This window comes from Pseudomonas sp. SWRI81 (assembly GCF_014268545.1).
In the GTDB taxonomy this organism is placed as follows: Bacteria; Pseudomonadota; Gammaproteobacteria; order Pseudomonadales; family Pseudomonadaceae; genus Aquipseudomonas; species Aquipseudomonas hamedanensis.
Window position 1 is genome coordinate 61,352 of record NZ_JABWQS010000023.1, and the last position, 15,233, is coordinate 76,584.

Annotated in this window: 10 protein-coding genes; 3 read left to right on the forward strand and 7 right to left on the reverse strand. The window is 61.4% G+C overall.

Annotated features, from left to right (window positions below):
- Positions 1 to 2: 2 nt before the first annotated feature.
- The 3 genes from HU765_RS15915 to HU765_RS15925 all read right to left on the reverse strand — a co-directional run bounded on the left by HU765_RS15915 (position 3) and on the right by HU765_RS15925 (position 2,082).
- Entirely contained in the window at positions 3 to 944 is a 942-nt protein-coding gene (locus HU765_RS15915; RefSeq protein WP_186621624.1) for a rhodanese-related sulfurtransferase, read from the reverse strand.
- A gap of 310 nt (positions 945 to 1,254) precedes the next feature.
- Positions 1,255 to 1,554: a BolA family protein gene (locus HU765_RS15920; RefSeq protein ID WP_186621625.1), complete on the reverse strand. Its 300-nt coding sequence runs from the start codon at positions 1,552 to 1,554 to the stop codon at positions 1,255 to 1,257.
- A 12-nt stretch (positions 1,555 to 1,566) separates the two neighbouring features.
- Entirely contained in the window at positions 1,567 to 2,082 is a 516-nt protein-coding gene (locus HU765_RS15925; RefSeq protein ID WP_186547026.1) for a DUF2059 domain-containing protein, read from the reverse strand.
- A gap of 192 nt (positions 2,083 to 2,274) precedes the next feature.
- Here HU765_RS15925 and HU765_RS15930 point away from each other — a divergent pair, with 192 nt between their 5' ends.
- Positions 2,275 to 3,669 (forward strand): class II fumarate hydratase, encoded by a 1,395-nt coding sequence (locus tag HU765_RS15930; protein WP_186547025.1) that lies wholly within the window; start codon positions 2,275 to 2,277, stop codon positions 3,667 to 3,669.
- Between the two features lie 104 nt (positions 3,670 to 3,773).
- Here HU765_RS15930 and HU765_RS15935 read toward each other — a convergent pair whose 3' ends face one another.
- Positions 3,774 to 4,733 (reverse strand): DMT family transporter, encoded by a 960-nt coding sequence (locus HU765_RS15935; protein WP_186547024.1) that lies wholly within the window; start codon positions 4,731 to 4,733, stop codon positions 3,774 to 3,776.
- A 209-nt stretch (positions 4,734 to 4,942) separates the two neighbouring features.
- Between HU765_RS15935 and HU765_RS15940 the strand changes: the two genes are divergently transcribed.
- On the forward strand, positions 4,943 to 5,140 hold the full coding sequence (locus HU765_RS15940) for a DUF6316 family protein (protein WP_186621626.1): 198 nt from the start codon (positions 4,943 to 4,945) through the stop codon (positions 5,138 to 5,140).
- A 127-nt stretch (positions 5,141 to 5,267) separates the two neighbouring features.
- On the opposite strand, the gene HU765_RS15945 is transcribed toward HU765_RS15940, so the two are convergent.
- Both HU765_RS15945 and pap read right to left on the reverse strand, forming a co-directional pair.
- Complete coding sequence (locus HU765_RS15945) at positions 5,268 to 6,452, reverse strand: thiolase family protein (protein WP_186621627.1); 1,185 nt, start codon at positions 6,450 to 6,452, stop codon at positions 5,268 to 5,270.
- A gap of 105 nt (positions 6,453 to 6,557) precedes the next feature.
- Entirely contained in the window at positions 6,558 to 8,072 is a 1,515-nt protein-coding gene (gene pap / locus HU765_RS15950) for a polyphosphate:AMP phosphotransferase (protein WP_186621628.1), read from the reverse strand.
- Positions 8,073 to 8,388: 316 nt separating this feature from the next.
- On the opposite strand from pap, the gene mnmC reads away from it, so the two are divergent.
- Positions 8,389 to 10,368, forward strand: a complete 1,980-nt coding sequence (mnmC, locus tag HU765_RS15955) for a bifunctional tRNA (5-methylaminomethyl-2-thiouridine)(34)-methyltransferase MnmD/FAD-dependent 5-carboxymethylaminomethyl-2-thiouridine(34) oxidoreductase MnmC (protein ID WP_186621632.1) — start codon at positions 8,389 to 8,391, stop codon at positions 10,366 to 10,368.
- Positions 10,369 to 10,372: 4 nt separating this feature from the next.
- Here mnmC and HU765_RS15960 read toward each other — a convergent pair whose 3' ends face one another.
- Positions 10,373 to 15,187: an NEL-type E3 ubiquitin ligase domain-containing protein gene (locus HU765_RS15960; RefSeq protein WP_186621634.1), complete on the reverse strand. Its 4,815-nt coding sequence runs from the start codon at positions 15,185 to 15,187 to the stop codon at positions 10,373 to 10,375.
- Between the last annotated feature and the right edge of the window lie 46 nt (positions 15,188 to 15,233).

Here is a 15,233-nt window from a genome sequence, read left to right on the forward strand (position 1 = left end):
GGTTAAGCCTCGGTGGATGCTTGCTTATAGTTGTAGCCGATCGGGTGCGGCTGGTTGCGCGCCTTGGCCAGTTCGATCTGCTTTTGCCGATCGATGGCGCTGCGGCGGGTTTTCTCGCTGAGCTTGTCCCAGCAATGCGGGCAACTGATGCCGGCCACGTAGTGTTCGGACGCGCGATCTTCAACGCTGACCGGCGTACGGCAGGCATGACATTGATCGTAGTCGCCTTCCGTCAAGTCGTGGCGCACGGTCACGCGGTTGTCGAAGACGAAGCAGTCGCCGCGCCACTTGGTCTCTTCCTGCGGCACTTCTTCGAGGTACTTCAGGATGCCGCCCTTGAGGTGATAAACCTCTTCGAAACCTTCGCCGAGCATGTAGCTCGAGGCTTTCTCGCAACGAATACCGCCGGTGCAGAACATCGCGACCTTCTTGTGCACGGCCGGGTCGAAATGTTCTTTGATATAGTCGGGAAACTCGCGAAAACTGGTGGTTTTCGGATCGATGGCGCCTTCGAAGGTGCCGATCGACACTTCGTAATCGTTGCGCGTGTCGATCAGCAGCACTTGCGGATCGCTGATCAGCGCATTCCAGTCTTGCGGCTCAACGTAGGTGCCGACCTTTTTGTTCGGGTCGACGCCTTCGACGCCCAGGGTGACGATTTCTTTTTTCAGCTTGACCTTGGTGCGATAGAACGGCTGCTCGTCGCAGTACGATTCCTTGTGGTCGATGTCGACCATGCGTGGATCGTTCTTCAGCCAGGCGAGCAGGCCGTCAATGCCTTCGCGGGTGCCGGAGACCGTGCCGTTGATGCCTTCTTCGGCGATCAGCAGAGTGCCTTTGATGCCGTTGTCGACCATCGCTTGCAGCAGTGGCTCGCGCAGGTTGACGTAATCTTCGAGGGTGACGAACTTGTACAGTGCCGCCACGACAATCGGTTGTGTCATGGGTATTTCTCCAGGTGGCTACCCTCGCAAAGGGTGAACCGGATTCAAAAAAAACGCGCCGGCTAAGCGGCGCGTTGCGGATTCTAGCAAAAACATGATGTGTTTTGGATTTACTGAAATGCCTGTGACAACACAGAACCTGTGGCGAGGGGATTTATCCCCGTTCGGCTGCGCAGCAGTCGTAAACCCTGTAACCACGGTCCTGGCAGAAGGAACGGGGCTGAATGGGTTTAGGGTTGCTTCGCCACCCAACGGGGCGGTGCGACGTTTCGCTAAATCCCCTCGCCACACAATCCCGCCACATCCAAAATCAGTGTTTGCTACCGCCGGCACAGGTCGGCGACGCCGGGGCGGCGCCGGTCTCTGCCCATTCCCGCGGGGTGTAGGTGTGCAGCGCCAACGCATGGAACTCGCCCATCAGCTCGCCGAGCGTGCCGTAGACTTTCTGGTGGCGCTTGACCCGGTTCAGGCCTTCGAACTGCGCACTGACCACCACAGCCTTGAAGTGGGTCTGTAACCCGCGGCTGTGCATGTGGCTTTCGTCCAGCACTTGCAGATGCTCAGGCTGAAGCAGGGACAGCGTCGATTCGATGCGTTGTTGCAGGGTCATCACGAACTCCGCTTACTTCTTCTTGGCCGGTGCAGCGGCAGGGGTCAGCTCTTTGGTCATGTCGTCGAGCAGTTTGTTGACCACCGGTACGGCGCTTTCCAGTTTGCCCTGGGTCATCTGCGCCGATTGCTGGGTCAGCTGCGGCATTTTTTCCAGGACTTTCTTGCCCAGTGGCGACTTGTAGAAAGCAACCAGATCCTTGAGCTCGGATTCGCTGAAGTTACTGGTGTAGAGCTTGACCATGTCCGGCTTCAGCTTGTTCCAGCCGATGGCCTGGTCCAGCGCGGCATTGGCCTTGGCCTGATAGGTTTCCAGTACGGCTTTCTTGGCCTCAGGGGCTTTGGTCTGCTCGAAGCGCTGAGCGAACATTTGCTGCACTTGCATGTACACCGGAGTGCCCAGTTTGTCAGCGTGAGCCAGCGTCAGGAAAGCTTCGGCACTGGCGTTGTGGCTGGCGGTATCGGCAAGCACCTGGCCGCTGGCGCAAACCAGTGCAACCGCGGTACAGATGGCACGAAGACGAGTCATCGAGTTTCCTTTTAAGCAAAGCGAGGTCAAACCCCAAGGGCGACCATTCTGCGCCTAAAAAACGCTATGGCTCAACCCCCGACCCTTGCCGCGCTTGATTGGCCCGGTTTTGCGGTCAACAATCGAGCCGATGGAACCACCCGGGCCGAAGCCGGCCTAAACTGCGCCAACCGACCAACAGGAGTGAGCACGATGAGCCGTATCGAAACCGACAGCCTGGGCCAGATTGAAGTCCCGGACGACGCCTACTGGGGTGCTCAGACGCAACGCTCGCTGATCAACTTTGCCATCGGTCAGGAACGCATGCCGCTACCGGTGCTGCACGCCCTGGCGCTGATCAAGAAAGCCGCCGCGCGGGTCAACGACCGCAACGGCGACCTGCCCGCCGACATCGCCCGCCTGATCGAACAGGCCGCCGATGAAGTTCTCGATGGCCAGCACGACGACCAGTTTCCGCTGGTGGTCTGGCAGACCGGCAGCGGCACCCAGAGCAACATGAACGTCAACGAAGTGATCGCCGGCCGTGCCAACGAACTGGCCGGCAATCCGCGCGGCGGCAAGACGCCAGTGCACCCGAACGACCACGTCAACCGCTCGCAAAGCTCCAACGACTGCTTCCCCACGGCCATGAGCATCGCCACCGTCAAAGCGGTGCACGAGCAACTGCTGCCGGCGATTGCCGAGTTGTCCGGCGGCCTCGCCGAACTGGCGGCGCGGCATATGAAACTGGTGAAGACCGGTCGCACGCACATGATGGATGCCACCCCGATCACTTTCGGCCAGGAGTTGTCCGGTTTCATTGCGCAACTCGATTACGCCGAGCGTGCCATTCGCGCCGCTCTGCCCGCTGTCTGCGAGCTGGCTCAGGGCGGCACTGCGGTCGGCACCGGGCTGAATTCGCCGCACGGTTTTGGTGAGGCAATTGCTGCCGAGCTGGCCGCGCTGTCCGGCTTGCCGTTTGTCACCGCGCCGAACAAGTTCGCCGCGCTGGCCGGCCACGAGCCACTGACCAACCTCTCCGGCGCGCTGAAAACCCTCGCGGTGGCGCTGATGAAAATCGCCAACGACCTGCGTCTGCTTGGCTCCGGCCCGCGTGCCGGTTTCGCCGAAGTGAAGTTGCCGGCCAATGAACCGGGCAGTTCGATCATGCCCGGCAAGGTCAATCCGACACAGTGCGAGGCGCTGTCGATGCTCGCCTGTCAGGTATTGGGCAATGACGTGACGATCGGCATCGCCGCCAGCCAGGGTCACTTGCAGTTGAACGTGTTCAAACCGGTGATCATTCACAACCTGCTGCAATCGATCCGCCTGCTTGGCGACGGCTGCAGCAACTTCCAGCAGCACTGCATTGCCGGGCTGGAACCGGACGCCGAGGTCATGGCCCAACACTTGGAACGTGGCTTGATGCTGGTGACAGCGCTGAACCCGCACATCGGTTATGACAAGTCGGCGGAAATCGCCAAGAAGGCTTACAGCGAAGGGCTGACCTTGCGCGAGGCGGCGCTGCAACTGGGCTATCTGACCGATGAAGAGTTCGAGGCGTGGGTGCGGCCGGAGAACATGATCGAGGCTGGAGCCAAGGGCTGAGATTTTTAGCGTCTGTCAGTAAGTCATCGCGAGCAGGCTCACTCCTACAGGGGTACGCATTCCAATGTGGGAGCGAGCCTGCTCGCGAATGCGGCCGACGCGGTTTAACTGGCTGCCATTTTCAGACGCCGCGCCCTGAGCCCGGCCATCAACGACGGCCCCAGCGCCACCAGCGCCGAGCCGAGCACTACCAGCACTGCCCCGCCATAGCCCAGCGCATTGATCTGCTCGGCATGCACATATTCGGGCCAGACCCGCGCCGCAATCGCCACCGCAGCAAACGTCACCAGCGGCGTGATCGCCAGGGTCGCGCTGACCCGCGACGCCTCCCAGTGCGCCAGCGCTTCGGCAAATGCCCCGTAGGCGATCAGCGTATTCATGCAGCACGCCAGCAGCAGCCAGCCTTGCAGCGGACTCAGGTTCAGCGCTTCAAGCGGATGCACCCACGGCGTCAGCAACAACGCGCAGAACAGGTAGATCACCATCATCACTTGCAGCGAATTCCATACCGTCAGCAGTTGCTTCTGACCCAGCGCGTAAAAGGTCCATACCGTCGAGGCCAGCAGCACCAGCAAAACGCCTGCGGTGTAATCGGACAACGAGGTCAGCAATTCGGCCAGACGCTGATTGAAGAACAATCCGAAACCGATCAGCAGTACCGCCAGCCCGATGCCCTGGCCGATGCTGAAACGCTCCTTGAACACAAACAGACTGGCGATCAGCAACATGATCGGCCCCATCTGCACCACCAGTTGCGCGGTGCCGGGGCTGAGCAGGTTGAGGCCCATCAGGTACAACACGTAATTGCCAACCAGGCCGAGCACCGCCATCAGCACCAGCCAGCCGCCCTTGGGCCCGAGTACCTTGCGGCTCGGCAGACGCTTCACCGACGCCAGGTAGATGAACAGACAGCCGCCGGACACCATCAGGCGAAACCAGGTCACCGTGACCGGGTCCATCACCAACAACACCTGTTTGAGCTTGATCGGCAGGATGCCCCACAAAAACGCTGTCAGCAGCGCCAGGAACAATCCGTACACCCAGCGCCCCGATGAAATGTGCATGCGAACCCCAAAAGCCTGCTGACAAGAGCAGTCATTCTAGGCGCGCCGCCGCGTGCAACACAGGGACAGTTGAGGACAGGCCGCGAATGAAACTGTGCGGGTCGCAGCAGTAAACCGGCGCGCCGCCGTTGATCGCCTCAACAGGCGCCCCAAGTGCTTCAGGCATAAGCTGATTGCAGACGTTTCAGCGCATTGCTCAGGAGACCGACATGTACGCCAAGCGCGCCGACGACAGCGCCCCCGCTCCCGCTACCCGTTTTCGCAGCGACCGCATCTGCAGGGTCAACGGCGAACTGTTTTTCAGCACCCGGGAAAACACCCTTGAGGGGCCGTTTGACGGCCAGGTGATCAAGAAGGAAATCCAGGCTTATATTGCGCGGATGCAGCGGCAGGATTGCAACCGATAGACCGCAGTGATGCCTTCGCGAGCAAGCCCGCTCCCACATTCAACCGCGATCCCAGGTGAGGAATGCGGTCGAATGTGGGAGCGGGCTTGCTCGCGAAGAGGCCGGAACAGACCCAATTATTTGCGGCTTAGCGCACCGCCTCAAATAACCCGCTAGCCCCCATCCCGCCACCCACGCACATGGTGACAATGCCGTAACGCAGATTACGCCGCTGCAGCTCGCGCACCAGATGCCCGACCTGGCGCGACCCGGTCATGCCAAACGGATGTCCGATCGAGATCGAACCGCCGTTGACGTTGTATTTGTCGTTATCGATCTCCAGCCGATCGCGGCTGTACAGGCACTGCGAAGCGAACGCCTCATTTAATTCCCACAGATCGATATCCGCCACCTGCAAGCCTTTGGCCTTGAGCAGTTTCGGCACCGAGAACACCGGGCCGATGCCCATCTCGTCCGGCTCGCAACCGGCCACAGTGAAACCGCGGAAAAACGCTTTCGGCTTAAGCCCCAGCGCCAGCGCTTTTTCCAGGCTCATCACCAAGGTCATCGACGCCCCATCAGACAGTTGCGACGAGTTGCCCGCCGTCACCGAACCGTCTTCGGCAAACACCGGTTTTAGCGCCGCGAGGCTTTCGTAAGTGGTGTCGGGACGGTTGCAGTCGTCGCGATCCACGACGCCGTCGAGTACCTGCACCTGGCCGGTGTTTTTGTCCTCGACGCGATACTGCACCGCCATCGGCACGATCTCATCATCGAACAGCCCGGCCGCCTGCGCCTGAGCGGTGCGGATCTGGCTTTGCAGCGCATAGCGATCCTGCGCTTCACGACTGACGTCATAACGCCGTGCCACCACTTCGGCGGTCTGGCCCATCGTGTAGTAGATGCCCGGGGTCTGTTGCTTGAGCAGCGGGTTGATCAAGTTGTCGGTGTTGACGCTTTTCAGGGTCAGGCTGATCGACTCGACGCCGCCGGCAACGATGATGTCGCTGCATCCCGAGGCGATCTGGTTGGCGGCGATGGCGATTGCCTGCAAGCCCGACGAGCAGAAACGGTTGAGGGTCATGCCGGCGGTGCCGGTGCCCAGACGCGACAGCACCGCGACGTTGCGACCGATGTTGTAACCCTGCGCGCCCTCGTTGGAGCCGGCACCGACGATGCAATCCTCGACGCTGGCCGGGTCGAGGGCGTTGCGCTCAAGCAGTGCATTGACGCAATGGGCCGCCAGGTCATCGGGGCGGGTCTGGTTGAACTTGCCGCGAAAGGATTTGGCCAGGCCGGTCCGCACGCTGTCGACGATCACCACTTCACGCATGGCGCATACCTCATTGTTGTTGTCGGTTGAGAGTGGACCTGAGCATAAGTCCACCTTCTTGCCGACCGCGAGGATCATTCACCCGGCGTATGCGCGGCCATCGCCTCAGTGCTTGTGTTTCCTGGCTTTCTTGTCGGATTGCTCGAAAGCCTCTTCCAGTGCCCGGTTGATCGTGCGCAAAACCTTGACCCGCGCCCAGCGCTTGTCATTGGCCTCGACCAGCGTCCACGGCGCGATTTCGGTGCTGGTGCGATCGACCATGTCGCCGACCGCTGCGCGATAGGCGTCCCATTTTTCGCGATTGCGCCAGTCATCTTCGGTGATCTTGAAGCGTTTGAAGGAAATCTCTTCGCGCTCTTGAAAGCGCTCCATTTGCGTGTCTTTGTCGATCGCCAGCCAGAACTTGACGACGATGATCCCGGCATCGGCCAGTTGCTCTTCGAAATCGTTGATTTCGCCATAGGCGCGCAGCCAGTCGGCCGGGGTACAAAAGCCCTCGATCCGCTCGACCAGCACCCGTCCGTACCACGAGCGATCGAATACCGTGAACTTGCCTCGCGCCGGAATATGCCGCCAGAACCGCCACAGGTACGGTTGCGCGCGCTCTTCTTCGGTCGGCGCGGCGATCGGCACGATGCTGTACTGGCGCGGATCGAGCGCCGCCGCGACACGGCGAATCGCCCCGCCCTTGCCCGCTGCGTCGTTGCCTTCGAACACCGCGACCAGTGCATGGCGGCGCATGCGTTTGTCGCGCATCAAACCCGACAGGCGCGCCTGTTCGGTGATCAGTTGTTCTTCGTAGTCTTTCTTGTCCAGACGCTGACTGAGGTCGAGGCTGTCGAGCAGGTTCAACTGATCGACCGGCGTGCCCAACGGCGCGGCGCTGACATCGTGAGGACTGACGTCGGCACGCTTGAGCGCATTTTGCAGGCCTTCGAGGAGAATCTTGCCGACGGCCAGGCTGCGGTAATTGGCGTCGGCGCCCTCGATGACGTGCCACGGTGCGTAATCGCGGCTGGTGCGGCGCAGCACGCGCTCGCCGTATTTGACGAACTTGTCGTAGGTCTGCGATTGCTGCCAGTCCAGCGGGCTGATACGCCAGCTGTGCAGGGGATCGTCGGCCAGGGTCTTGAGCCGGGCTTTCATTTGTTTTTTCGACAAGTGAAACCAGAACTTGAAGATCAGCGCCCCTTCATCGCAAAGCATTTTTTCCAGACGCTCGGCGCCCGCGATGGCCTGATCCAGACGCGGATCCTTGAACAGCCCATGCACCCGGCCCTGCAACATCTGGCTGTACCAGTTGCCGAAGAAAATACCCATGCGCCCCTTGGCCGGGAGCATCCGCCAATAGCGCCAGGCCGGCGGTCGCGACAGCTCTTCATCGGTCTGCTGATCGAAAGTGCGCACCTCGATCAGGCGCGGGTCCATCCACTCGTTGAGCAGCTTGACCGTCTCGCCCTTGCCTGCACCTTCGATGCCGTTGATCAGGATGATCACCGGAAAGCGCTTCTGCTGCTGCAATTCGAACTGGGCTTCCAGCAACGCCTCGCGCAGCGCCGGGACGGCGGCCTCAAAGGTGTCTTTGTCGATGGCGTGACCGATTTCAGCGGATTCAAACATGGGCGACGGCTCCTTCCAGGGTTCAGCAAGACTAGCGGATTGGGCACGGGCGCAGGGCAGAAATTCCCACGAACGCAGGACTGAATAAGAACTTTGTGGTGAGGGGATTTATCCCCGACCGGCTGCGCAGCAGTCGTCAATCCGGGAAGTGCGGTTTAACTCGGGAAAACGGAGTGGATGGTTTTGGGACTGCTGCGCAGTCCGGCGGGGATAAATCCCCTCGCCACAGGGCTCTCTTCACCGCGAGTCTTGTGCTGGATCAGGCAGCCCGCGCGTGATCGGCTAGAATGGCGGCCTTGTCGTTGCCGAGCCTGCCATGAAAGCCCCAATGCCCCATGCCCAACTCGATTGGGATGACCACGGACGTCCTCGTTCGCGAGTGTTCGACGACGTGTATTTTTCCGACCAGTCGGGGCTGGACGAAACCCGTTATGTGTTCCTTGAACAAAACCGCCTGGCCGAGCGTTTTGCTGCGCTGCCGGCGGGCGGACGCCTGATCATCGGTGAAACCGGCTTTGGCACCGGGCTGAATTTTCTCTGCGCCTGGCAATTGTTCGAGCAGCACGCCATGGCCGGTGCGCGGCTGCACTTTGTCAGCGTCGAAAAATATCCCCTGAGCCCTGCCGACCTGCAGCGGGCGCTGGCGTTATGGCCTGAACTCAAATCCCTGACCGATCAGTTGCTGACCCGTTACGTGGCGATCCACCAAGGTTTTCAGCGCATCACCCTGGCCGACGGGCGAGTGACGCTGACCCTGCTGATCGGCGATGTGCTGGAGCAACTGCCCCAACTCGACGGCCAGATTGACGCCTGGTTTCTCGACGGTTTTGCTCCGGCGAAAAACCCCGACATGTGGACTGCAGAACTTTTCGTCGAACTGGCGCGGCTCGCGGCGCCGGGCGCGACCATCAGCACATTCACCAGCACCGGCTGGGTGCGGCGTTTGCTCAATGCCGCCGGGTTCAAAATGAAGCGCACGCCGGGCATCGGCCATAAATGGGAGATTCTGCGTGGCGAGTTTCTCGGCTGGCCGCCAGAGGTCGCAGCGCCCGCCCCGGCAAAGCCATGGTTTGCCCGCCCTGCCCCGATGAGTGGCGAGCGAAGGGCCTTGGTGATCGGCGCCGGTCTGGCCGGCTGCGCCAGCGCATCGAGTCTCGCCGCACGAGGCTGGCAGGTGACGCTGCTCGAGCGGCACGACGCGGTGGCGCAAGAAGCGTCGGGCAATCCGCAGGGCGTGCTGTACCTGAAACTGTCCGCCCACGGCACGGCGCTGTCGCAACTGATCCTCAGCGGTTTCGGTTACACCCGCCGGCTGCTCGAATCGCTGCAACGCGGCACCGACTGGGACGACTGCGGTGTGCTGCAACTGGCGTTCAATGCCAAGGAAGCCGAGCGTCACGCGCAGTTGGCGGCCGCCTTCCCCGAGGACCTGCTGCACTGGCTCGCCCCGCCACAAGCGCAGGCTGTCGCGGGCGTGGGCCTGAACTGCGGGGGTCTGTATTACCCCGAAGGGGGCTGGGTGCATCCGCCGGCGTTGTGTCAGGCGCAAGCGACGCAGCCGAATATTGAGCTGCTCCCCCATCACGACGTGCTGCAACTGCGCAAGGTCAATGATCAGTGGCAAGCGTTCGACGGCGAGCACCTGCTCGCCAGCGCGCCCGTCGTGGTGCTGGCCGGGGCGGCAGAGATCAAGCGCTTCGAGCAAACTGCCGAGCTGCCCCTCAAGCGCATTCGCGGACAGATCACCCGGCTCCCGCAGACCGCGCAGAGTCAGGCGTTGACCACGGTGGTCTGTGCCGAAGGCTACGTCGCCCCGGCCCGATTGGACGAACACACTCTCGGCGCCAGTTTCGCTTTCCACAGCGACGACCTGACGCCGACCCTCGCCGAGCATCAGGGCAATCTGGCGATGCTCGAAGAGATTTCCAACGATCTGGTCGCCCGCCTGAGCATCGCCGAGTTGCCGCTCGACAGCCTTCAGGGACGCGCGGCGTTCCGCTGCACCAGCCCGGATTATCTGCCCATCGTCGGCCCGCTCGCTGACCTCGAAGCGTTCAACCATGCCTACGCGGCGCTGAGCAAGGATGCCCGACAAGTGCCGGACACGCCTTGCCCATGGCTCGATGGTCTGTACGTCAACAGCGGCCACGGCTCGCGCGGTTTGATTACCGCGCCGCTGTCCGGCGAACTGCTCGCGGCGTGGCTGGACAATGAACCGCTGCCCCTGCCACGCCCAGTGGCCGAAGCCTGTCACCCCAACCGCTTCGCCCTGCGCCGGCTGATTCGCGGCCAATAACCGCTCAGGCCTCGGGCATCATGCAGATGCCCAGATCGGCCAGACGAACGGCGTCGTCGGTCAGGCGCTGGAGCACCGCCTCTTCAGCCTGTTCGCGATCGAGCTTGATGGCGTCCACCTTACTCAGGTAGTCGGCCGATGACAATTTGCTCGCCCCTTCAAACTCCCGCTCGAGTTTCGCCGCGAACTTTTCATCGATAGGCGAGAACTGACGGGGAAATGTGCGTTTGAGGTAATCGCTCCAGAACGGCTGGCGCAGCATGAACTTCAACAGTTCAGGGGAAAGTTCAGCGGCACTGACGCGGCTCTTCGCTGCCTCCAGATCGGCAGCAGTCACCTTCGCCTGTTCACTGAAGAGCATGTGCCGCGGCTGACCGGGCAGGTCCATCGTTTCGGCCAGGCCGATGCGAAAAGCCAGATTCACCTCCAGTGCATCGGCTTTGACTTTGGCAGCATGCTCCTCGGCAATTGCGTTGAGTTGGTCCAGTCTGAACAGACCGCGGAGCAGCTTCAACAGCGGTTTGGCTGTGATCTCACCGGAGGCTGCGTTGGTCAATCGATTGACCTCCACCGCAACTTCAAGGTGGCTGAAATTGACCGCCGCGCTGTCGGTACAGATCATCCGGTTGGCCGCTATGTCCAGCAGTTGGTCGCACAACCCAGCGTCAGTTTCCGCAGCCTCAAGTACCGTCCAGACACGGCGTTGCAGATCAGCGCTGCCCTTGGTGCCACCGGCGGTATCGCCCAGTACCGCCAGCAAATGGAACAACGCTTCGGCTCGCGGTTCCTCTTTGAATGCCGTCCAGATCCGCTCACGTGTCGCGCCGACCTCGCCTGCGGTCTCGGTAAACCAGAGTGAGCGAGCCTTTTGCTCGTCAAGTCGGGCAATGTCGTCCGCCAGATACCCCATGCCGACGCCGTAATTCTTGCGATACGTCTCAAGGTGCGTCGCGCTGGTTCTGGACAATGGATTGCGGCTCAGATCAACGGACTGACTGAAGCGTCTCGAGGTGCGGAACAGCCAGAGCGGCAATTCCTTGATCTGGTTATCGCTCAGGTTGATCCAGTCAAGATGCGCGGGCAGCTCAAGGCCCTTGGGCAGCTCCGTAAGGCCGGTCTCGCGCAGCAGCAATTGCCGCAGCTTGACCATGCTGCCGATATCCGGCGTGGCCCCCAGTGGATTAGCGTTGAGGTTCAGGTGATGCAGGGTGCGCAACCCGTTGAGTTTTACCAGCGTCTGCTCGGTCAACCGCAGTTGATTGTTGGCCAGACTCAAGCGACCGAGCCTGGGCATATGCGACAGGACTTCCGGCAGGCGCGTGATTTTGTTGTGGTCCAGTTCCAGTGACTCGAGCTGCTTGAACGCTTTGAGGAAGTACACCACGTCATCGCCCTGCTCCATTTCCCGCAGCGACAATCGCTCGATGTGATCGAAGCTCACCCCCGGCGGCAAGGTTGGCAGTTTGCCGACGCGCATCTTGTCGAGGTTGAGCGCACAGACAGATTCACCCTGATCGTTTTCAGCCACAGAAATCCGTCGAAAGGCCTCCTCGATCATCTCGGCAACCGTCTTGCGGCCGTATCGCACCTCGCCCCAGTCGCCGCCCAGCGCGCGCATGGCGGCTTCATCCTCACTCCACGCAAACAACGCATCACGCAGTTTGAGCAAATCCTGACGCAAGGCGCGGACACGGGTCGCGCGGCTCAGCGGATCATCACCCAGCTCATCGAGCAATTGTCCGGCCTCGATTTCACTCAGCCGCGGATACAACTTGCGCACTTTGCGCAACAAGGCTCGGGGATGATTGATCGCAAGTGGCTGATCGCCCTGGATGCACGCGGGTTCGACGAGCCGCTCGGTAAACTTGCCGCTGACCAATGTCTGCGCGCTGGCCTCGCGCTCGGCCAGCGCGGCATCGAGCAACTGGCTGCGCAACCGTGCAGCCTCGGCGGGTGACGGGTCGGCAAATCCGACGGCGATTCGCTGGCGCGCGGGCAATGCCTTGAGGACAGCGGTATAGAGCGCGTCGGGGCCCGCTGCCACTTTGCCCAGCGATTTGCCGTCGCCGCCGAATGCTTCGTAGCCTGCGCCGGACTTCACTAGCGAACAGGTGTCGGCGGCGGTCGCTGTTTCGGCGCCGATGGCTTCCAGCACCGGTCCGGTGAGCGTTTTGTCCCGCATCACCAGACGCAGCCCGGCCTCCCAGCCACGCAAGCGTGACAGCAATTGAATCGCCAGTTTGTCGGTATCGGCCGTGGCGATCCACGGCCAGTGCAATCCCGTCAGGGCACGATCGAGCCGTACCCTGGCGAGCTGCTCGCTGGCCTGCTGTCCCAGGCGCAGCGGTACGCGATCGGCCGAGCGCAGGGACAACCGCTCAACACTGGGCGCGCGGTCGATCAGCGTTTGCGCAACGCGCCGCGGGAGGCCGGCATAGACCGCGCGCAGTGTCAGCACATCCGCTGCTTCACTCTGGTCATAACGCCGGTACATGTGCTCGAACACCGCGCGATGGTCCGCCTCCAGCGCCGTACCGAGTTTTTTCGCCAACGCTGACTCTTGAGCGCCTTGCGCAACCTTGCTGCCGAGCAAAGTGTCGACTTCGTGCGGGTACAGACCGTCGATAACCGTTTGCAGCAACTGCCCCTGGGCCAACTGGTCTTCGTCGACTTCGACGCAAAGTTGATCGTCGGCCACCCTGGTCGGCGGATAGGCCGCTTTGACTGAACCTTCGGCACGCATCACTTCAATGTAGCGGTCAGTTGGCCAGCCCGGCAGTTTCGGCAAGGCATGCAACTGCTCCTCGACGGACTGTCGGGAATGAATCTCGCCGCTCTGCAGCTCGCGCGCCAACTCACTTAACTGGCGGCCGATGCGCACGCGTTCCACGGTATCGCGCAATCGCACCGGCAGGCTCAGGTTGTCGCTGAAGACGCGGTGCAAGGTTTCGTACGAGGTGTCGCTGAGCCGGCGCATCATGTCCAGGTCAGTATCGACGAATTCACTCAAGTGCGGATCGATGCGCTTGAGCGGGTAGGCGCTGCCGGCCCATTCTTCAGTCCTTTCATCGGGAAGCTGCCAGCCGCCTTCGACGTGCCGCGTCAGTTCAGGGGAATACGCCTGCGCACGGCTGGCGTGCTCAAGGCGCCAGACGTTCGTCTCGGAGTCATGGCTGCCGGCAAAGAAGCGATGATCGACACGGCCAAGGGTCTTGTCACCGATCCGGTAAAACTCCGTGGAGCCATCCGCCACGGTCAGCCCTGCCGGAAGGCTATGTTCATAGGCGCTCAAATCAGGTTTCCACAGGCGCGGCTTGCCGGCCCGGTTGAGGATGGCGGTGAACTGGCCGAAAAATTCCGGGTGTGAACGCACGAGCTTTCTGCCCAATGCCCCCAGCGCTTTTTGCCCGCCAGCAAACGCAGCCATCAGCGCGATGTTCTCGGCCACGCTGAGCAGGTGAGACAGGGCTTGCTGATGATCGCCGCGACGCCAGTCTTCGACGCCTTCGTACACCTCGCCGAGCAACTGCCCGACCGCAACGCCCATCATCAGTTGCCCAAGCACCGGCACAAACAAGCCCGCCACCGATGCCACGGTTACGCCCATCTGGAGGAAATCGAGCAAGCGCTTTTGCCGAACATCTTCATCGATATCAGCGGTCGGCACTGCCAGTTTGCGGGCGTCGAGCTGCAACTTGCCGACGTGGCTCTGCACCATGAATTCAAACAGTGGTGTGGTGATCGACAGCTGCCGGACGGTGCCCAGCTCCTGGGTGTCGCTAAAGCTTGTGAAAAAATCCGCCTTGGCATCTTCGTCCAGACTTTGAGCGAAATACTCCTGAAACGGTTTGAGCTGCAACTGCTGAGTCAGGTATTGCTTGAAGGCGCTGAAACTGGAGTATTCGTAAAGCGGCCGATCGGGTTCGCCGGCCATATACACCAGGCACCATTCATCCGGGTATTGCTCCACCGACCGCGCGGAAAACACCACGACGCCCCACACGCAAGCGTCCATGACCTCAAGGCCTTGCATGATCATCGTGCGCCCGCCGTAGCGCAGGCTCTTCGCCGATACCACGCCTTCGGCCTTGATCAAGTCCTGCAGCATGCGCAAGCCGGCTGGCGTGATGCGGCCCTTGAGCGAAGCCAGATGGGTATCGAACTGCAACAGCAGCTTCTTCATGCTCGCGATATCGCGGGTCATCGAGCTGGTTGCCACGACCTTGCCATCTTCGTCCCGAAGGCCAAAGACCTGCTGAAAATGCTCCTGGTATTGTTTGCCGAGATCCAGCTCGCGGCAGAACGCGGCGAACGCCGCGGGGGTCAAGTCTTTCACCCCGCCAGGCGCCGCTTTGACGCGCACCACACTGCCAGCGGGAAACGCATCAGCGCCCTCCTCGTCTTCGCTGAAATTCTGCATCGCCCCCTGCAACAGGGATTGCGTGGAGTGTCTGATGGTTTCGATACCGTCCTTGACAGACGACGGCGGACAGCCGCACGGATCGCCCGGCATGCTCAGCAAATCCTGCTCGACGTCGTACTTCGCCGGCCATTTGCGCTGCAACGCTTCGTTCAGTGCGTTGATGCAAAAGCTGTGTAACGGTTTGAGCCCGGCCAGATCCTTGTCGACTTTGAGCTGAATGTCGTGCAAATCCCTCGCGGTCTGATCGATATCGGCCAGCGTCGCGGTAGAGGCTTTGAGCAAAGGCGCCGGCAGGCACTTTTGCAGGGCCTCGGCAGTATCGAGGTCGCCCGTGGCGTCCAGTAGGGTGTTGAGCATCGACCCTTGAGGCAGGTCCTGTTTCTTCTCAGTGGGCATCGGCAATAGTCCTTTATTGCGGGTTTCGGCCTTTGACCTTAGCGAG